The organism is Streptomyces sp. NBC_01485 (assembly GCF_036227125.1).
Classification (GTDB): domain Bacteria; phylum Actinomycetota; class Actinomycetes; order Streptomycetales; family Streptomycetaceae; genus Streptomyces.
Genome location: NZ_CP109435.1, coordinates 5053959 through 5072508, shown reverse-complemented (window position 1 = coordinate 5072508; position 18550 = coordinate 5053959). Strand labels below are relative to the sequence as shown.

Here is an 18550-nt window from a genome sequence, read left to right as displayed (position 1 = left end):
GCAGACGCGGCCCATGGCGTCCAGGTCGTTCGTACAGTGGCGCGCTCCACCTGGACGCCATGAACCACGCCCGCTCCACGATGTGCGGGTCGACGGCAGACGGGATGGGAGCTGGGGAGGGTGGTGGGTTCAGGTGATAGTCAAGCCTGCGCGAACAGCCGACAAGCGTACCGCCCCTTGATCACGCACGACCCCGAACCGGGTAGGACACCGACCAAAGCCGCTCCGTAGGTTGTTCGGCGGTCCAGGAGGCTTAAACGGGGCAATCGAGTGAAATGGGCGTTTCTCAGGTCGCTTGCTGGCCAACGGGTCGTTGCCAGTCAGTACGTTCCCCTCGTCGGCTCCTCCACTCGCTTCCGGAGCCTGACCGCAACGGACCCTCACGGACTGGAGAAACCGTCGATGAAAAGACACGGGTTGAGGCGGCGGATGTCTGCCCTCGGCACGGTGGTGGGGCTGGGCGTCGCGTTGCCGTTTGCCCTAGCCGCACCCGCCCACGCTCAATCGAATTTGAGCGTCACCAAGAGCCACGAAGGGAACTTCGCACGGGGAGGGCAAGGCGCCTACACCATCACGCTGACCGCCACAGGTGCGACCGGCCTTCTGGACGTCACGGACAATCTTCCCACGGGTGTCAGGGCCACGGCCCTCGGAGGCCTTCTCGGGCCCTTTTGTGACATCACTAACGGCGGTACGACCGTCCACTGCGGGAGCGGCCTTAACTTCACCGGCGCTCTCAGTGCCCCACTCAACGTCACCGTCAACATCGCCGCCGACGCACCGTGCTCTGTCAGCAACACCGTCACGGTCATCGAGACCGAGACCGAGGAGCAAGGCGGAGAAACTTTCACCCACTCGGCCAGCGACCCGACGACGATCACCGGCGGCGACTGCGACGGCGGGGGCGGTGGCGGCGGGGGCGGGGGCTCGATCCTGCCGATCAACCTCAATGGCGTCATCCCGATGTTCAACAACATCACCACGAACAGCAACATCGACAGCCCTGGTGCGAGCAACAACAGCCATCAGGCCTTCGGGCTGAACGCGCCCTGAGCTGTGGCGCCACACCCCGGACTCGTCTTGAGCTGAGTCGCTGTCACGCAGGCGCGAAGCCCCAGCCGCATAGACGCCGACTGGGGCTTCCCCTTGCGGGCCTATGCAGCGTGGATACCGTGCTCGGTCCAGTCGATCTCGTCAGAGCACATCCGGCCCGTGCCAGACGCATGCCAGATGTTGCGGGGAGCCGCGGGGAACACCAGACACCCCGGCAGCTGCGAGCCCGGCGCCAACGTGCTCCCCACGCAGGCCAAAGGTACGACCAGCTCCAAAGAACCTGAGCTTCCCAAGCTGAGAGTGCGAGTTCGATTCTCGTCACCCGCTCCAGAGAGAAACCCCAGGCCAGCGGCCTGGGGTTTGTTTGTTGTCTAGTCCAAGTTGGGGTCGCCCGCTGTGCCATCGCCGTCGCCGGCGAGGTGGACCGGCGGCGGGCGCCAGGGCTGCTACCAGGAGAGGGGGCGTTCTTGGTGGCGGCGGAGGCGGTCTGCCCGGCGGCCTGGATCCCGACGAGCGCGAGTGCGACGGCGACGACCATGGAGGAGGCGGCCGTGCGGGAGACGAAACGAGTGGTGCTACGCATGAAGGGACTACTTTCTCTGAACATATGGAAGATGATCTTCCAGTTGTGAACTGCGTCGGCCGGTTGGTCGGTCGGCCGGTCGGTCTTCGTCTTGGGCGTGCTGCGTGGGTGCGGGTGGGCGCACGCCTGAAGTGCGGGCCATGCAAGCGGAGTTGAACGGGTCCGATCACCGTGTCCGGCGAGGCGCCGCGTAGTTTCGGGATGCTGGAACGACATCGGCTTGGACGGCCAGGAGTTGAGCCCTCATCTGGACGGATGACCCATCGCACGGCTCAGGGGCACAGGGACACCGGTGTGTGATGGGCGCGGCTCCGTTTCCGGGGCGGCAGGCCCTACTCTGATCCCCGTGAGGCAGGCAGGCGTTGGGAAGGACGATCGGCGATGACGCCCCTGAGCACCGGGGACCCGGAGTGCATAGGCGGGTACACCCTTCTCGGTCGACTCGGGGAGGGCGGCATGGGAGTCGTCTATCTGGGAGTCTCCGCCTCGGGACGGCAGGTCGCGGTCAAACTCGTGCGCGGGCCGTACGCTCAGGAGGAGGAGTTCCGGACGCGCTTCCGGCAGGAGATCGAGGCAGCGCGCAGAGTGAGCGGCGCCTTCACCGCGCCCGTCGTGGACGCCGACCCGGACGCCGGCCAGCCGTGGATGGCGACGCTCTACGTGCCGGGGCTCAACCTTTCCGAGGTCGTGAAGAAGGACGGCCCGCTGAGCCTGCGGGAACTGCGCGCGCTGGGGCTGGGGCTCACCGAGGCGCTGCGCGACATCCAGCGGGCGGGCCTGGTGCACCGGGATCTCAAACCGGGCAACGTCCTGATGACCGAGGACGGGCCGCGCGTCATCGACTTCGGCATATCGCGGGCTTCTGACCACCAGAGCCTCACCACGACCGGGCGGATGATCGGCACTCCGCCCTTCATGTCACCGGAACAACTGGCCTCTCCCCGGGACGTCACCCCGGCCTCGGACGTGTTCTCGCTGGGGTCGCTGCTGGTGTTCGCGGCCGTCGGCACGGGACCGTTCGACGCCAAGAGCCCGTACATAACCGGCTATCAGGTGGTGTTCGGGACCCCGGACCTCGACGGCGTGCCCGAGGCGCTCCTGGGCGTGGTCGAGCGCTGCCTGGACAAGGACCCGGCCGCACGGCCGGAACTGACGGACATACACCGCATGCTCAAGGCGCTGCCGGAATCCGACGTCACCGGATCCCCGAAGACCGGGCAGCCCGCGAACCCCCGGCGCCGCACCACGTCTCGGAGCACGGCCAACGCCTCCGCGGGCGCCGCGACCGCCATCGGTACCGGCAGGCGACGACGCCGAGCCCGGATGCTGCTCACCGGCCTCGGCGCGGTGCTGGCCGTCACGGGGCTGTATACCGGCGTGGGTGTCTTCGTGTCCGATCCGGAGCCCGCCACCGCCACCGCCAGGGCCACCGCCCGTGCCGCGTCACTGCCCGACGGCTGGCGGCCGTGGCGGACGGAGCTGCGGTACGACGTGAAGGGTGTCCCTCTCGACTACGACAGCCCTGGATGCGTGGTGGAGGGAAGCGCCATGTTCTGTGGCGGTACGGGTTTCACGGCCGCCAGGATCGACGCGGCCTCCGGCCGCACCCTGTGGCGGACCGGCACCCGCCCTCAGGGGGCGCAACCGATCGGCGTGCGCGACGGGCTGGTCTACATGTACGAGGAACCGGACGACAGGACCAGGCGCGTGGTGGCCCTCGACGCCGGTACCGGGCACCGGCGGTGGCAACGCGACATCAACCCGTCCGAGGAGGCGGTCCTGTACGACGGCGGACTGCTGACCCTGTCTCCCGACTACTCGACGTTCGTGGCGTACGGGCCTTCCGGCAAAAAACTGTGGCGGGCGCCCTCGCTGGACGAGTACTGCACTCCGACGGCACTGGGAGGCGTCCCCTACGCCCTGTGCTCGGAGGGCAACGAGCCCGGCCAGGCCCCGGTCGAGCTGATGAAGGTCGGACCCGGCAGCCTGACCGAAACGGCCACCCTGCCCAGGAAGGCGGAAGCGCTCGGCGCTGTCGGCGGGCAACCCCTGTTCCTCGCCCCCCAGACCGCGAAGGACGTGTACGAAGCCGGGTACGAACGGCCGTACAACGCGCTGCTGCGGGTGGCCTCGGAAACCGGTCAGGTCAGACGGATACCGCTGGCACATCCGCTGACCGGCACCGCCACCCTTGTGGACGGCGTCGTCTACTTCGTCCGGTCCGACGGGTCGGTCACCGCGGTGTCGGCGGACAGCGGCAAACAACTCTGGCAGAAGACGACGGACATGGAGAGTCTGTCCGCGCCCGCGGTGTCGGCGACGTACAAGCGGGTCTATTTCTCCAACCGCTTCGGCCGTCTGCTGGCACTGGACAGCCTCACCGGAGCGGAGGTTTGGCGCACCTCCGCACTGGACGACCCCGGGGACAAAGTGCAGAGCTACCCGCCGCGAGTACTGCTCGTCAAGGACGCGATCGTGGCGATGGCCGGCGACACGGCCTTCTCCCGGAGCCCTGACGGGCCCACCTGACCGGCCGAGGCAATCACCGCGCACCGTGCGGATCATCCCTCAGACCGCCTACGCCGCCATAGGAGTGTGCATCCGCAAGCCGACGCGTCGGGGGCATCCCGCACCCGCAGGTGAGTCCCACCGCAGCGGAGCCGTCCGGCCCCCGCGCAGCGCCCCCATGTGGGTGCGTGCCCAAAGCGTGCCCGCAGGACCGGACAACCACGGTAGACAGCGGCGCGAAACCAGCCCTTCAAACTGCACCCCCAGGCGGCGTACCCACAGGTCAGAAGCTGTGCCGCCATCCAAGCGTCGTCGCTTCCCAAGCTGAGAGTGCGAGTTCGATTCTCGTCACCCGCTCCAACACGAACCCCCAGGTCATCGACCCGGGGGTTGTTTGTTGTCCAGACCGGTGGGCGGGGGGCGCACCACATCCGCACCAGCGTGGCTGAGGCCCGGTGATGGGTGGCCCTGGCACAGGCGCGCCTGATCGGTCGAGCACCCGCCGTCATGGCTGACGTTCGTCGGCTGAGCCTCGGACATCCGGGTTCAGCCTCCGCCCAGGGGCGCTTCGGGGCGAAGAGAGAGCGAGTCGCGCCATTCGCGTGCCAGATCCTGCGGGGGCTCACGGGGACAGCGGGGAATTGGCCACGGATCTCCCCGAGAGGGAGGGAACAAGCGCCCAAAAGGCGTACATGCGTGCGCGCCTCCCTCCTCCTGTTATCCGTCGACCATACGTTATGTCCGTCCACCGGGTTCCTCGCTCCGGGGAGCCCACAACAAAAGTCGTCAGATCCTGCCTCGAAAGGAATCCCATGACCGTCACCACTTCTGATGCCCAGACGCTCAAGAACGCGCTCAGGTCCGGTGTAAAGACCTGGCACACCCTCTCCTTCTCGACCATGGACGAAGCCGTGAACTTCATCAACCTCGACCCCCCGCAGCAAGCGGGAGAGGTCTGTTTCTCCTTCAGCCCGAACGGGCGGATCGAGCTGATGTACTTCCTGTAAAGCACGCCGCGACGGATCCCGGCCCGCCCATCCTTTAAAAGGGTCGGGCCGGATCTGTTTAAGGCACAGCCTCCAACGCGCGTTCAGCTGGAGCATCCCGGCGAATTCCGTCGTATAAGCCCACGGACCGATGCCTATGTTCTTTTCAAGATCCTGGAGCGACTCTGCGCAGTCTGCCGTCCCGGCCGGCGCACGTCCTTCTCCGGCGAGGCGACAACGAGAAACGTGTGGATCTCCAGGCCTGCCGATAACGCGAGGCGTCGAGGGCACACCACAAGCGCAGCAGATCGAGCGGGGAACAGCGGGGAATCACGGTGAAAGCAGCCGAGTTCGACGGGACCACGGACCAGCCGTTCGCCCAGGTCGGCGCCCGAGCCGGCCCTCAATGATCGCAGCCTCCCATACTGCGAGTTCGGTTCTCGTCACCCGCTCCATGGTTAAGGCCCAGGTCACAGACCCGGGCCTTTCTGCTGTGCTCTGCGATCACTCGCCGCGTGCCGGATTCGTGCACGAACGTTGATCGGCGGGGAAGCGGTGGGCTGTTCTGGTACGGCCGCAGCTTCCCGTGCTTCCTCGCGGGCCTTGCGGACGGTCGCGTCGAGGTCGGCTGCGACTTGCTGCTGTCGGTCGTCGTCGGAGTGCTGGTGGATCAGGCCTTCCTGGACGCCTGACCGCCGAAGTGTCGCAGCGTCGAGCGTTGGGAGTGTGGCCGGCCGGACGTGGTCACGTGTCCGAGTGCTGATGGGGTGCCGGCCATGGCGTACGGCCATGTCGGTGTGTCGTCGTGCTTTCTCTGTGGGGGCGGTGATGGGCTCAGCCGATGGCGTAGGCCCGGTACACCGTTTGTACCGAGCGGTTCCCGGCGGTGTCGGTCACCTCGGAGCGCAGGGCGATGGCGCCGGAGGCCGGGTTGTGGACGGACGCCTTCCAGGCCGAGCCGGAGAGTTTTACGGGCGCCGCCTTCCAGGTCTTGCCGCTGTCGGCGGACGACCAGACGCGGACGGACTTGACGGTCACCTTGGTGAGCTTCACGTCGGGGTTCTGGGCGCCGCGCGCGGCACTCACGCCGACCGTCGTGGTGCTGTCGGGTGCGGCCTGGTTGCGGGTGTTCAGTCCGGCGGGCAGGAAGCGGGTCAGGAAGACGGGCGCGACCATCGGCTTGGCCGGGTCGGCCTTGAAGTACCAGTCGAGGGTGATGCGCGACGACAGCATGCCGGCGGGGAAGGTGATGCCCGGACGGTAGCGATGCGCGTCGACGGTCAGGCGGTACCAGCCGGCCGAGCGGATGCCGGCGGAGAACGCGGCGTCGTCGGAGCCCCAGTTGGTCAGGGTCTGCTTCTTGACGGCGGTGCTTCCCTTGGACAGGACCACCGTCTCCTTCGTCGGGTCGGCCCCGGTGGTGCCGACGTCGGGGTCGCCGATCAGGGCGTCCGGAACGAAGGTGACGGACTTTCGCTCGACCGTCGGCAGGTGGTGCATCGGGCTCCACGCGGCCCGGCCGAAGTACTGGGTGAGACTCTGCCCCGCCTTCAGCGTCCTGACCGTCGGGAAACCGCCGCCGATGTGGTCGCCGTTGCTCGCGAAGACGTCGTCGCGCGGCTGCCAGGTCCCGGGAGTCACATGGACGGTGGCGCTGTACGGTGCGCTGTCGTCGTGGGCCACGGCCATCAGGTCGGTCGTGCAGTCGTCGACCTTCGGCATCGCCTGGAGCGCGGTGGCGTTCTGAGAGGCCATCTGTGTACCGCTGCTCACCGAGAAGCGCATCGTCGCCAGGTTCGACCGCTTGAACGACCCACCGGGCGCGGCCGGGATGCCCGTGGTGTTCTTCGCGGCGACGTAGGTGTCGTTGCCCGACCACTGCGCCATGTACCCGAACTGCAGCAGCTTGGAGGAGTTCGGGATGGCGTAGAGGGCTCCCTCGTCGTTCCAGCCGGCCACGCTGAAGGCGGAGGGCATGTTGCTGACGGCGGCGCACACCTGCGCGCTGATCCGCGGCGGGCCGGTCACGTCGGCGGGTGTGTCGAGCGACACCTTGACGGCCTTGCCCTTGCGCGCGTCGAGCGTCACCGACGTGCTGCCCGACACCTGGACGACCTGCGCGCCGAGCGTGTCGGTGCCCAGACCGTTCGTGGCCGTCTCGTAGATGTCGGTCATCGCGATGTAGCGCCCCGACGGCAGACTGATCCGCTTGCCGGACTTGACGGTGTACGTCTGACCGGACGGCACGGCGACGACGGTGACCGTCGTCGAGACCTTGCCGCCGTGCCGCCCCAGCGTGGTGACGGCCAGTGAGGCCGACGCCGCCTGCGCGGAAGCGGCGGAAACCACCAGCGGTACCAGCGCGGCCACGCCGACGAAAGCGAGCGATCTCCGTCGCACCATCATCAGTTCCCCCTCAACCCCGACCCCGAATTCGGCCAAGCCTAGCCATGTCGCGGACAAGCGGGACTGCGGGGGCGGCGCTGTGGGTCACGGGTGCTCGGCGGGCGGAGCCGCGTGCTCCTGTCTGCCCACGCTGACCAGTCCGGTCTCGTAGGCGGCGATGACGGCCTGGACGCGGTCGCGCAGTCGGAGCTTGGCGCGGACGCGGGAGACGTGGGTTTTGACGGTCGTCTCTGCCAGGTGCAGGCGGTCGGCGACTTCGACGTTGCTCAGTCCTCGGGCCACCAGGCCCAGGACTTCGCGTTCGCGCGGGGTGAGCGAGGCGAGTTCGCGGTGGCGGGCAGCGGTGGGACCGTCGTGCCGCGTGCCGTGTCGATGTTCGCCTCCGGCACTGAAGCGACGTTCGCCTCCGGCACTGAATCCATGTTCGCCTCCCCTCGGAATCTTCCCGCCTACCGCCCGTACGGGGCATGCGGTCCTGCCCCTGCGGCTGCCTCGCCCGTGAACTGCGCGACGTCAGCGTGCACCACCTCACCTCCGTCACGGTCACCGTGGACGCCACCGCACACTGCCTCGGTGACCGCAGGCCGGAACCGGCCCCCGATGCCCCGCGGTTGGCCGGCGAAAGCGGGCGCGCAGGCGGAGGTGGTCCAGGTCCGCGCGTGCGGCGGGAGTCCGAGCGGTACGGATCGGGCGGCGGGCGTGATCGGTGATCCGGACATGGGCCGACCAGCCGCGTGAAGACGTGCACGCGTCCGCGTGACGCAAGGCGGCGCGTCGACGAACCGCTGTGCGCAGCCGATGTGTTGATGTGTCACGGCTGTGTGATCGCGCTGTGCTGAAGCGAGGACAGGTGTGACCTTTGGGGGCTGGGAACCCTCATAGTGATCACAGAGCGGGAAACGGTGGAAACGCCGTCGGCACCCTGCTGCCCCGCCCCCGGAAGGAAACCCTCGTGATGAACCGCCACCTGCGCCAGGCCATCGTCGCCGCCGCCGCGCTCACCGCCGGACTGCTGATGACGGCGTGCCAGAACGGCAGCGACGACAGCTCGTCCGGCAAGAGCCCGGCGGGCACGGCGAGCCCGGTGGCGGCCGCGGACAAGGCGTCGGGCGCCAAGGATTCCAAGGGCGTCAGCGGTTCGTTCAAGAACGGCAAGGTCACCTATCTCGCCCCGGGCAAGTACATCGTGTCCGTACCGGGCAAGGAGGACCAGCAGTTCTCGGTCGCCGACGACACCGAGGTCTACGGCGTCGGCACGATATGCGGCGTGGCGGGGTCCAAGGTGGACGCGCCGTGCACGCTGGACCAGTTGGAGTCGGCCGTCAAGAAGGGTGCCGTGAACGCCGACGTGGAGATGAAGAACGGCGTCGCGACCCTGGTGACCGAGCGACGTGCCGCGCAGCAGGACTCCGCGTCCGACTCCGGCAGTGGTTCCGGCTCGGGCTCGGGCTCCGGCTCCAGCTCCAGCGGTGGTTCCGGCGGTGGTTCCGACTCCCGCGAGACCGTCGTCGAGGGCGTCAACAAGGGCAAGGGCGTCAACGGAACCTGGTTCGGCAACGTCTCCTACCTGGCGCCGGGCAAGTACACCGTCTCCGACATGAAGGGCACCGAGCAGCAGTTCCTCGTCGCCGATGACACCAAGATCATGGGCTACGACGACATCTGCGATGCCGTGAACACCGGGCCGGGCGGCGAGGGCGGCGTCGAGTGCACCGAGGCCCAACTGGAGAAGGCCGCCAAGAAGGGCTTCTCCGCCCAGGTCGTCATCAGCAACGGCATCGCGACCACCATCACCGACGACCACTGAGCCGCCGCCGTACGCACGGTCAGCTCTGCGGGGCGATCTCGTCGGCCAGGGTGCGAATGCGCTGCTCGATCTCGTCGCGGATCGGGCGGACGGCTTCCACTCCCTGGCCGGCGGGGTCGGGGAGCTTCCAGTCGAGGTAGCGCTTGCCGGGGAAGACCGGGCAGGTGTCGCCGCAGCCCATCGTGATCACGACGTCGGACGCCTGTACCGCCTCCACGGTGAGCACCTTGGGGATCTCGGCGGAGATGTCGATGCCGGCCTCGGTCATGGCTTCGACGACGGCGGGGTTCACGGTGTCGGCGGGGGCGGAACCGGCGGAGCGCACCTGGACGCGGTCGCCTGCCAGGTGGGTGAGGAAGGCGGCGGCCATCTGCGAGCGTCCGGCGTTGTGGACGCAGACGAACAGGACGGACGGGCGCTCGGCGGGGGTGGTCATGGCGGGTGTCTTTCCGGGCGAGGGCGAGGCGAGGCGAGGGCTGGAGCCAGGGCGAGGGTGGTCAGGGGGTGGCGGGTCGGGAGTTGGGGCGCGCTGTGAGTTCGGGCTCGCCTTGGACCGGGACCGGGACCGGGGTGGGCGGGGCCGGGACCGGGGTGGGCGGGGCCGGGACCGGGGTGGGCGGGGCCGGTTCGGGCGGGGTCGGTTCGGGGTGGGTGGGGAACACGGCGGTCATCAGCGTCAGGCCGAGTGCGGCACCGGCCGTCTGGGCCGCGATGAACGGCCCGACCGAGGCGGGCGCGATGCCGGCGAAGGTGTCGGTGAAGGCGCGGCCGATGGTGACGGCCGGGTTGGCGAAGGACGTGGACGACGTGAACCAGTACGCCGCACCGATGTAGGACGCCACAGCGGCCGGCGCGAGGTGGGCGCGGCCCGTGCGTCCGAGCCCGAAGACCAGCAGGACGAGTCCTGCCGTCGCGACCAGTTCGCCGAGCCACAGGTGACCGGCGGAGCGGTCGTGGGTGGACCACTCCACCAGGGGCTTGGCGAACATGGCGTCGGCCAGGACGGCTCCGCCGATCGCTCCGGCGGTCTGGGCGGGGAGGTACGCGGCCACGTCCCGGAGGGGCAGGCCGTCGGGGGTGCGGCGGCCGGTGAACCAGGCCGCGAGCGTGACGACGGGGTTGAAGTGCGCACCGGAGACCGGGCCGAACAGCGTGATCAGGACGCCCAGGCCGAACACGGTGGCCAGCGAGTTGGCCAGCAACCGCACGCCGACGTCGTCGGTCAGCTCGGTGGCCTGGATGCCGGAACCGACCACCACCGCGACCAGGGCCGCCGAGCCGACGGCTTCTGCGAGGACCCGTCGGCCCAGCGTGGGGGTCACGCGGTCGCCTCGGCCGTATGCGAAGTCTGCGAGGCATGCGGGGTCCGGGAGGCCTGCGAGGTCTGCGCGATCTGCGAGGTCTGTGAGGTCTGTGAGGTCTGGAGGAAGGTGGCCAGGTGGTCGAGGGTTTCGGGGAGGGCCCGGTAGTAGACCCAGGTGCCACGGCGCTCGCAGTCGATCAGGCCCGCCTGCCGGAGCAGTTTGAGGTGGTGCGAGATCGTCGGCTGGGACAGATCGAAGGCCGGGGTCAGGTCGCACACGCACACCTCGCCGCCCGCACGCGAAGCGATCATGGACAGCAGGCGCAGCCGGACCGGGTCGCCGAGCGCCTTGAAGGTCTTCGCCAGTCCGGCCGCCTGCTCCTCGCCCAGCGGGGCGGCCAGCGTTCCCGGGCAGCAGGCATCGTCCGTCGCGTCCTGACCGAGGATCACAAGCTCTTGCTTCGACATTCTTCTATGTTGACGTTTTTCGATCCAAGGCGCAAGCTTTGCATCGACAGTCATCAATGCAAGCAGATGGGAGTCGCATCATGTCCCGTGCACAGCTCGCCCTGCGCGTCAGTGACCTGGAAGCGTCGATCGCCTTCTACTCGAAGCTCTTCGGCGCCGAACCGGCCAAGCGGCGTGCGGGCTACGCCAACTTCGCCATCGCCGAGCCCCCGCTGAAGCTCGTTCTGATCGAGGGCGCGCCCGGCGAGGAGACCCGCCTGGATCACCTGGGCGTGGAAGTCGAGACCAGCGAGCAGGTCGGTGCCGCCACCCGCCGGCTGAAGGACGCCGGGCTGGCCACCTTCGCCGAGAACGACACCTCGTGCTGCTACGCCCTCCAGGACAAGGTGTGGGTGCACGGCCCCGGCAAAGAGCCCTGGGAGGTCTACGTCGTCAAGGCCGACGCCGACACCCTCGGCAAGAGCGCCGACCCGAACGACGCCGGCGACGGCTGCTGCACCAGCCAGGCCGCGGACACGGAGCCGGACACGGACGCGGACGCGGTTCCCGCCCCAGCGGGGTCCGCGGGCACGCCGGGTCCCCGGTAGGTGAGGTGCAGAAAGGTGACACTCGCGCACCGAAGTGTCACCTTTCTGCGCGGACTACCCCCTCCCCCGCAGGGTTCGTAGGGCCGGGTGGGCCTCGGAGTCGTCGGCCCGCGGAGTCGTCGGCCCGCTGCGAGACTGGTCGGGAGGAAACGGGTGCGTCAGGTGCTCGGCGTGGGCGGTGGCGGCGCCGGAGCCCTGGTCGGGTGCGGTCACCGCGTCCGCTCCGGTCGGGTGAGAGCGAGGGAAAGAGGCCCATGAACGGTAGGGGCGTCACATCCGGAGGCACGGGGGCAGGGCCCGTGCCGGAGGACTTCGCGGTCGTCGTCGACGCCGGTGGGACGGTCGTGATGTGGAGCGCCGGGGCTGAGCGGCTGCTCGGGTACGAGCCCGCCGAGGTCGTGGGCCGGCCGGCCGGTGACCTGCTCGCCGCGCGCCTGCCCGAGTCCGCGCGGCGGCATGTGGCCGTCGGCCGACAGGTGGCCAGCGAGGTGGCGCTCCGGCACCGGGGCGGGGACCGGATCGTGGTGCGGTTGCAGGGAACGCCGTTGGCGGACGCGGGCCCCGGCCGGCTCTGGCTCGTGACCGGAGCCGCCCCGGCGAGCGGCGGGCGGCGGAACGGCTCCCGTCACGAGCCGGCGACCCAGGCCCTGTGGGACCTCACGCTCGCGCAGCTCCCCGTGCCGGTGGCGGTCTACGACCTCGAGAACCGGCTGGTGGCCGCCAACGCCGCCATGTCCCGGGTGATGGGCATGACCGTGGCGGAGATGCGCGGCCGGACCGTCTGGGAGATCGCGCCCAGTCCGCCGTTCGACGAGTACGAGCGCCTCCAGTGGCAGGTCCTGCGCACCGGGGAGGCGATGTTCCACGAGAACCACGGCAAGGCTCCCGGTGAGACCCGGAACCACGCCTGGTCGATGTTCATGTCCCCGCTGAAGGACGAGGCCGGCACCGTCCAGGGGGTGTCGGCGGCCGTCTTCGACACCACGGAGCAGTACTGGGCCCGCCGGCGCCTGGTGGTCCTCAACGACGCCGGCCTGCGCATCGGCAGCGCCCTGGACGTGACCCGGACCGCCGAGGAACTGGCCGACGTGGCCGTGAGCGGGTTCGCCGACTTCGTCACCGTGGACCTGCTGGAGTCCGTCGCGCTGGGCGACGAGCCCGAACCGGTGCGGGAGGACGAGCCCGTCACCGTACGCCGTACGGCGCAGCGGTCGGTGCTGGAGGGCTGTCCGGAGTCGGTGGTCGCCACGGGCGGTGTGCTCCGCTACCCGGTGGGGACCCCGCCGATGCGGACACTGACCGCCGGCCGGGGCACCCGGCACACGACGGGCGAGCCGGGGATACAGAAGTGGATCAAGTCCTCCCAGGCCCGCGCCGAGTCCGTGACCAGGCACATGATCCACTCGACGATGCTGGTGCCGCTGCGCGCCCGGGGGGTGACCCTGGGCCTGGTGCACTTCCTGCGGCACCGGACGTCGGAGTCCTTCAACGAGGACGATCTGCTGCTCGCGGAGGAGATCGTCGCCAGGGCGGCGGTGAGCGTGGACAACGCCCGCCGCTACACCCGTGAACGCCGCACCGCGCTGACCCTCCAGCGCAGCCTCCTGCCCGACCGGCCCCGGGACATGGCCGCGATGGAGGTGGCCTACCGCTACCTGCCGGCCGGTTCCGGCGCGGACGTGGGCGGGGACTGGTTCGACGTCATCCCGCTGTCCGGCGCCCGGGTCGCCCTGGTCGTGGGCGACGTCGTGGGCCACGGCATCCACGCCTCCGCCACGATGGGCCGGCTGCGGACCGCCGTACGCACGCTCGCGGACGTCGATCTCGCCCCCGACGAGCTGCTCACCCAGTTGGACGATCTCGTCATCCGGCTCGACCGGGAGGAGGGCCCCGAGGCGCGCGGGCAGGCGCAGGACGCGTCGGGGGAGGTCGGGGCGACCTGCGTGTACGCCGTGTACGACCCCGTGTCCCGGCGCTGCACCATGGCCCGCGCCGGTCATCCGCCGCCCGCCCTGGTGACCCCCGACGGCGACGTGCGGTTCCTCGATCTGCCGGCCGGGCCGCCGCTCGGTGTCGGCGGCCTGCCGTTCGAATCCGTCGAGGTGGAGCTAACGGAGGGCAGCCTGCTCGCCCTCTACACCGACGGCCTGGTCCAGGCGGCCTCCCGCGACATCGACGTCGGACTCAGCCTGCTGCGCGAGGCGTTGAGCAGCAGCCCGGCCGCGGCGCTGGAGGAGACCTGCGACCAGGTGCTCCGCACGGTGCTGAGCGACCGGCCCGGCGACGACATCGTGCTGATGCTGGCTCGTACGGCCGCGCTCGACGCCGACAAGGTGCGCACCTGGCGGCTGCCGCGGGACCCGTCGGCGGTGGCCGGGGCCCGCAAGGCGGCGGTCGGGCAGGTGACCGCCTGGGGGCTGGCGGAGGCGGCGTTCGCCACCGAACTGATCGTCAGCGAGCTGGTCACCAACGCCATCCGGTACGGCGCCGACCCCATCGTGCTGCGGCTCATCCGCGACGCGACGCTCATCTGCGAGGTCTCCGACGGCAGCGGCACCGCGCCGCATCTGCGCCGCGCCCGCGTCTTCGACGAGGGCGGGCGCGGGCTGATGCTCGTCGCCCAGATCGCCGAACGCTGGGGCACCCGCCAGACCCCCACCGGCAAGACCATCTGGACGGAACAGGCACTGCCCGGGTCATAGGGACCCGGTGGCCCCGGTGATCCCGGTGGCCCCGGTGATCCCGGTGATCCCGGTGATCCCGGTGATCCCGGTGATCAGTTCTGCGTCACCCTGTACCAGTCGGTGCCGCCGACCAGGTACTCGTAGACGGGACGGCCCCGGCTGCCGCTGGTGCGGAACGGTTTTCCGTGGTCGTCGATCCGTATGGTTCCCTGCCGGCCGCCGCTGGACCACTGCAGTTCCACGTACCAGCTCACGTCGTGGACGCTGGCGTGGGCGGTGATGTACAGCACCTCGGGATCGGACTGGCTGACCTTGTAGGGGACACCGCGCTGGCCGGCCTTCGGCACGATGGCGGGGTGACCGGAGTCGAGGTCCGTGTCGAACGACCTCGTCTGCGCGCCTCCGCCGCAGCCCGACGACCCCAAGTACGCGTTCCAGGCCGGGGGCGTGCTCGAGTCGACCACGCGGACGTGCAGGGACTCGATGACGGCGGTCTCGTCCCCGGCGCCCTGAACGGTCAGCGCCACCCGCTGCCCGTCGGCGGCGACGGCGCCGTGCGCCTTCACCCAGCCCGGCACGTCCTGCCCCATCACCGGCGGCGAGACCTCGCCGGGAGGCCGGTTGACCAGGTACTTCCCCTCGCACTGCGGGTCGTCCCAGGCGTAGGTGCGGGTGGTCACCGTCAGCGGGAGGACCTCGTCGCCGTCCTGGGCGCGGCCCGCGTCGGTGCCGCCTGCCGCCGGCTCGGCGTCGGGTGTCTTCGAGGCCGAGGCCGAGGGCGAGGCCGAGGCCGGGGAGCGGCTCGGATGCGCGGAGGGGGACACGGACGCCGACGGGTGGGTCGTGGCGGAGGCGGAGGGGTCCGCTCCGGCGGAGGTCACTGTCCCGGCCGGCCGGCCGTCCGCCGCCAGGCCCGTCCCCGGGCCCCGCAGGTTGACCGTGATCGCGGTGGACAGGGCTACGACGACGGCGGTGCCCGCCGCGATGAGGAACCACCGCCTGCGGGCGGTGCGGACGAGTGTCGGCGGGCGGCGGGCGAGGGCGGCAGGCCGCGGCGACGGTTCGGCGACGGAGCCGGGAGGGTCGCCGGGCTCGCTCATGGATGTAGGCGCGGTCGCGGACACGGACGCGGTCGGCGGCGTGGGTGCGGTCGCGGACACGGACGCGGACGGCGGCGTGGGTGCGGACGCGGACACGGACGCGGACGGCGGCGTGGGTGCGGACGCGGACACGGACGCGGACGCGGAAGGCGGCGTGGGTGCGGACGCGGACACGGACGCGGACGCGGAAGGCGGCGTGGGTGCGGACGCGGTCGGCGGCGCGGTTACCGGCGGGGTCGGCGGCGCGGTTGCGGGCGGGGTGTCCGACGTCGCGTCCGGCCGGGGGCCGCCGGTGTGTGGCTGCGCGGAGCGTGGCTCCGGCCCCGCGCCCGACGAGGACGCTCCGGCCCGGTCCGCGGAGTCCGGTTCCGGTTCCGCATCCGCCGCGGCGCGCCGGGCACGTTCGCGTGCCGCGTCCGCCAGGGACCAGCTCCGGTGCAACTCGACCAGTTCCTCGGGAGTCGCCCTGCACACCCGGGCGAAGCGGGCGACGGCCGCGTTGTCCGCCGGCACGCCTTCCCCCTTGCAGTACCGGTGCAGCGTCGAGGTGCTCATGTGCGCCCGCTTCGCCAGAGCCTCGTAACTCAGCCCGGATCGCTGCTTCAACTCGCGCAGCAGCGCCGCGAATTCAGCGATCTCCTCAGCGGTACCCACCGGTCCCCCATTCCGTTCGACGTCCCAGGAAGGTCATGTTTCTCCAGGTCAGAGCCGGTTCGATCATCCCAGCGTCCCAAAATTCCCGATGGAATGGCGGATCGGACTCCGCATGGCACAGGCTTGGGTCATCCAAGCACGGCGCCTCGCCGCACACGGTGCTCGGGCCCGCTCAACTCCACTTTCGCGGACCGCACTTGCAGCGCGCCTGACCCACACAGCCCATGATCAGAAGATCATCTTCCGGATGTTCAGAGAAAGCAGTCCGTTCATGCGTATCGCCACTCCTCTCCGCTCCCGCGCAGCAGCCGCCTCCATGGTCGTCGCCGCCGCCGTCGCGTTCGTCGGCTTCCAGGCCACCGCGCAGACCGCCACCGCCACCGCCGCCACCGGCAAGGCGGCCTCGATCGTCACCTGCACCACGGGGAACACCACCCTGACCGTCACCAAGGCGTCCCGCCCGATCAACCACCTGCTGCTCAAGGCCACCAACACCGGCACCAAGCCGTGCTACGCCTACGACGCCCCCTACCTGAGGGCCGGCGCCGACGCCCAGGCCCCGCTGACGTGGGTCGAGGAGAGCACGCCGCAGGCCGTGGTGACGCTCGAGCCCGGCCAGTCCGCGTACGCGGGCATCCTGACGTACGCCCCCGACGGTGAGGGCGGCAGCAGCACGAAGACCCTGGGCGTGTTCTTCGCCGACAGGAACGGCGGCGGGACCGGGGCCGAGAAGGCCCTGAAGCTGCCGAACGGCGGCACCTTCTTCAACAGCTCCGCCGCCGTCACCTACTGGCAGGACAACGCGGCGGACGCGCTCGTCTGGTAGCCGCCCCGGCGTCCTCCGCACGACAGCACGACACAGCCGCCGTACGGCCGCACCGGGCGCCCCGCCTTCACCGGGGGCGTGGTGCCGTCGGCGGCGGCAGCGGCGCAACGGACGCCACGTGTGCGCCTGTTGCTCTGCCCGCGTACGGGTTCGGTTGTCCTGTCCTCAGTCGGCCTCGCGTCCTCTCCTGAACCGGTCGGCGGCCTCGGCCAGGTTCACGATCGGGGCGGGGTAGTCCAGGCCCGCGCGGGCGGCTTCGTCGAGGTGGGGGACGCGGTGGAGCGTTGTGGCGTCGAGGTGGCGGAGTTCGGGGAGCCAGCGGCGTACGTACGCGCCGTGGGGGTCGAACCGGCGGGCCTGGACGAGGGGGTTGAGGACGCGGTTCGGGCGGGTGTCCGTGCCGGTCCCGGCGGCCCACTGCCAGTTGAGCTGGTTGTTCGCGATGTCGCCGTCGACCAGGAGGTCCAGGAAGTGGCGGGCTCCCACCCGCCAGTCCACGTACAGCGTCTTGGTGAGAAAGCTCGCCGCGAGCAGGCGGGCCCGGCCCGGCATCCAGCCCTCGTGGCGGAGCTGCCGCAGGCCCGCGTCGACGACGGGGTAGCCCGTGCGGCCGTCCCGCCAGGCTTCGGTCTCCTTCGGGGCGCGGCGCCAGCGGTCGTGGCGGGGGCGGTAGTCGTGGTCGGCCGCGTCGGGGCGCGCCGCCAGGACCTGGTGGTGGAAGTCCCGCCAGGCGAGTTGGCGGACGAAGGCATGCGCCCCGGGGTTGTCCTGTGCGCGGGCGTGATGCAGCAGTTCGGTGGGTGAGAGGCAGCCGAAGTGCAGGTAGGGGGAGAGCCGGGAGGTCTCGTCGGCGGCCAGGTCGTCGTGCCGGCCGTCGTACGCCGACAGCGGGCCGGAGAGCCAGGAGCGCAGCCTGCGGCGGGCCTCGGATTCGCCGCCGGCGGGCAGGCCCGGTGACGTAGAACCCGACGACGTGGAGCCCACCGAGGTGGAGGCCGACGTCAGGGAGGCTGTGCGGGGGAGGTCGGCCGAGTGCACGTCCGGTACCCGTACGGCGTCGGGGGCCGGCAGGACGTCGCGTACGGCGAAGCTCTCCCAGCGGCGGAAGTACGGGGTGAAGACCGCGAAGTGGTCCTTGTCCTTGCCCGCGGGGGTCAGCGCTCCCGGCGGCACGGCCGTCAACGAGGCGTCGTGGACGCGCAGTTCGCGCCGGTCGCCCGAGAGGGCGGCGCGCAGCCGGTCCTCGCGCCGTGTCGCGTAGCGGCTCACCCCGCCCGCGATGTGCACCGTATCGGCCCCGGTCTCCGCCGCGACCCGGCAGGTCTCCTCGACGACGTCGCCGACGCGCACCACCAGTCGGCCGCCCCGAGCCCGCAGGGCGCCGTCCAGGTCGGCCAGGCTGTCGGCGAGGAACGCCGCGCGGTTGGGCACGGCGAAGCCGGTGCGGCGGATGCCGGTGTCGACGACGAAGAGCGGGACCACGCGTTCCGCGTCCCGCAGCGCGGCCTGGAGGACCGGGTTGTCGTGCACCCGCAGGTCCGCGGTGAACAGGGCGACGGAGACGCGCACGGTTTCGTGATCCCTC

Annotated in this window: 14 protein-coding genes and 2 pseudogenes; 8 read left to right on the top strand and 8 right to left on the bottom strand. The window is 70.5% G+C overall.

Annotated features, from left to right (window positions below; genetic code table 11):
- The first annotated feature begins 429 nt into the window (after positions 1–429).
- The 4 genes from OG352_RS23095 to OG352_RS23080 all read left to right on the top strand — a co-directional run bounded on the left by OG352_RS23095 (position 430) and on the right by OG352_RS23080 (position 5822).
- The gene (locus OG352_RS23095; RefSeq protein WP_329219437.1) at positions 430–1053 is read left to right on the top strand and encodes a hypothetical protein; all 624 of its coding nucleotides are present in this window, start codon (positions 430–432) and stop codon (positions 1051–1053) included.
- 964 nt (positions 1054–2017) lie between these two features.
- Positions 2018–4165 carry a protein kinase domain-containing protein gene (locus OG352_RS23090; protein ID WP_329219435.1) on the top strand — a complete coding sequence of 716 codons (2148 nt, stop codon included), beginning with the start codon at positions 2018–2020 and terminating at the stop codon, positions 4163–4165.
- Positions 4166–4956: 791 nt separating this feature from the next.
- Positions 4957–5151: a hypothetical protein gene (locus OG352_RS23085; protein WP_329219433.1), complete on the top strand. Its 195-nt coding sequence runs from the start codon at positions 4957–4959 to the stop codon at positions 5149–5151.
- Positions 5152–5645: 494 nt separating this feature from the next.
- On the top strand, positions 5646–5822 hold the full coding sequence (locus OG352_RS23080) for a hypothetical protein (protein WP_329219431.1): 177 nt from the start codon (positions 5646–5648) through the stop codon (positions 5820–5822).
- Positions 5823–5964: 142 nt separating this feature from the next.
- Here OG352_RS23080 and OG352_RS23075 read toward each other — a convergent pair whose 3' ends face one another.
- Positions 5965–7533: a hypothetical protein gene (locus OG352_RS23075; protein ID WP_329219429.1), complete on the bottom strand. Its 1569-nt coding sequence runs from the start codon at positions 7531–7533 to the stop codon at positions 5965–5967.
- Between the two features lie 87 nt (positions 7534–7620).
- Positions 7621–7887, bottom strand: a pseudogene (locus OG352_RS23070) (response regulator transcription factor); the annotation flags it as partial.
- A gap of 604 nt (positions 7888–8491) precedes the next feature.
- Here OG352_RS23070 and OG352_RS23065 point away from each other — a divergent pair.
- Positions 8492–9343 (top strand): hypothetical protein, encoded by an 852-nt coding sequence (locus OG352_RS23065; protein ID WP_329223930.1) that lies wholly within the window; start codon positions 8492–8494, stop codon positions 9341–9343.
- Between the two features lie 19 nt (positions 9344–9362).
- On the opposite strand, the gene OG352_RS23060 is transcribed toward OG352_RS23065, so the two are convergent.
- The 3 genes from OG352_RS23060 to OG352_RS23050 all read right to left on the bottom strand — a co-directional run bounded on the left by OG352_RS23060 (position 9363) and on the right by OG352_RS23050 (position 11114).
- A complete protein-coding gene (locus OG352_RS23060; RefSeq protein ID WP_329219427.1) occupies positions 9363–9779 on the bottom strand; it encodes an arsenate reductase ArsC in 417 nt (138 codons plus the stop codon).
- Positions 9780–9840: 61 nt separating this feature from the next.
- Entirely contained in the window at positions 9841–10665 is an 825-nt protein-coding gene (locus tag OG352_RS23055; protein WP_329219426.1) for an MIP/aquaporin family protein, read from the bottom strand.
- Positions 10662–11114: an ArsR/SmtB family transcription factor gene (locus tag OG352_RS23050; protein ID WP_329219425.1), complete on the bottom strand. Its 453-nt coding sequence runs from the start codon at positions 11112–11114 to the stop codon at positions 10662–10664. Before OG352_RS23050 ends, OG352_RS23055 begins: the two co-directional genes overlap by 4 nt.
- Before the next feature lie 80 nt (positions 11115–11194).
- Between OG352_RS23050 and OG352_RS23045 the strand changes: the two genes are divergently transcribed.
- Entirely contained in the window at positions 11195–11701 is a 507-nt protein-coding gene (locus OG352_RS23045) for an ArsI/CadI family heavy metal resistance metalloenzyme (protein WP_329219424.1), read from the top strand.
- Positions 11702–11955: 254 nt separating this feature from the next.
- Positions 11956–14403: a SpoIIE family protein phosphatase gene (locus OG352_RS23040; protein ID WP_329219422.1), complete on the top strand. Its 2448-nt coding sequence runs from the start codon at positions 11956–11958 to the stop codon at positions 14401–14403.
- A 74-nt stretch (positions 14404–14477) separates the two neighbouring features.
- Here the strand turns inward: OG352_RS23040 and OG352_RS23035 are convergent, their stop codons facing one another.
- Positions 14478–15485 (bottom strand): transcriptional regulator, encoded by a 1008-nt coding sequence (locus OG352_RS23035; protein WP_329224195.1) that lies wholly within the window; start codon positions 15483–15485, stop codon positions 14478–14480.
- A 498-nt stretch (positions 15486–15983) separates the two neighbouring features.
- Positions 15984–16139, bottom strand: a pseudogene (locus OG352_RS23030) (helix-turn-helix domain-containing protein); the annotation flags it as partial.
- Between the two features lie 271 nt (positions 16140–16410).
- Here OG352_RS23030 and OG352_RS23025 point away from each other — a divergent pair.
- Positions 16411–16965: a DUF4232 domain-containing protein gene (locus OG352_RS23025; protein WP_329219420.1), complete on the top strand. Its 555-nt coding sequence runs from the start codon at positions 16411–16413 to the stop codon at positions 16963–16965.
- A 165-nt stretch (positions 16966–17130) separates the two neighbouring features.
- Here OG352_RS23025 and OG352_RS23020 read toward each other — a convergent pair whose 3' ends face one another.
- Entirely contained in the window at positions 17131–18534 is a 1404-nt protein-coding gene (locus tag OG352_RS23020; RefSeq protein ID WP_329219419.1) for a cryptochrome/photolyase family protein, read from the bottom strand.
- Between the last annotated feature and the right edge of the window lie 16 nt (positions 18535–18550).

What these genes read in the sequence shown, in the direction of transcription:
- OG352_RS23060 (WP_329219427.1), bottom strand. Translation starts at nt 9,779, where the DNA reads ATGACCACCCCCGCCGAGCGCCCGTCCGTCCTGTTCGTCTGCGTCCAC.
- OG352_RS23050 (WP_329219425.1), bottom strand. Translation starts at nt 11,114, where the DNA reads ATGTCGAAGCAAGAGCTTGTGATCCTCGGTCAGGACGCGACGGACGAT.
- OG352_RS23040 (WP_329219422.1), top strand. Translation starts at nt 11,956, where the DNA reads ATGAACGGTAGGGGCGTCACATCCGGAGGCACGGGGGCAGGGCCCGTG.
- OG352_RS23085 (WP_329219433.1), top strand. Translation starts at nt 4,957, where the DNA reads ATGACCGTCACCACTTCTGATGCCCAGACGCTCAAGAACGCGCTCAGG.
- OG352_RS23025 (WP_329219420.1), top strand. Translation starts at nt 16,411, where the DNA reads ATGCGTATCGCCACTCCTCTCCGCTCCCGCGCAGCAGCCGCCTCCATG.
- OG352_RS23095 (WP_329219437.1), top strand. Translation starts at nt 430, where the DNA reads ATGTCTGCCCTCGGCACGGTGGTGGGGCTGGGCGTCGCGTTGCCGTTT.
- OG352_RS23075 (WP_329219429.1), bottom strand. Translation starts at nt 7,533, where the DNA reads ATGGTGCGACGGAGATCGCTCGCTTTCGTCGGCGTGGCCGCGCTGGTA.
- OG352_RS23090 (WP_329219435.1), top strand. Translation starts at nt 2,018, where the DNA reads ATGACGCCCCTGAGCACCGGGGACCCGGAGTGCATAGGCGGGTACACC.
- OG352_RS23035 (WP_329224195.1), bottom strand. Translation starts at nt 15,485, where the DNA reads ATGAGCGAGCCCGGCGACCCTCCCGGCTCCGTCGCCGAACCGTCGCCG.
- OG352_RS23065 (WP_329223930.1), top strand. Translation starts at nt 8,492, where the DNA reads ATGAACCGCCACCTGCGCCAGGCCATCGTCGCCGCCGCCGCGCTCACC.
- OG352_RS23045 (WP_329219424.1), top strand. Translation starts at nt 11,195, where the DNA reads ATGTCCCGTGCACAGCTCGCCCTGCGCGTCAGTGACCTGGAAGCGTCG.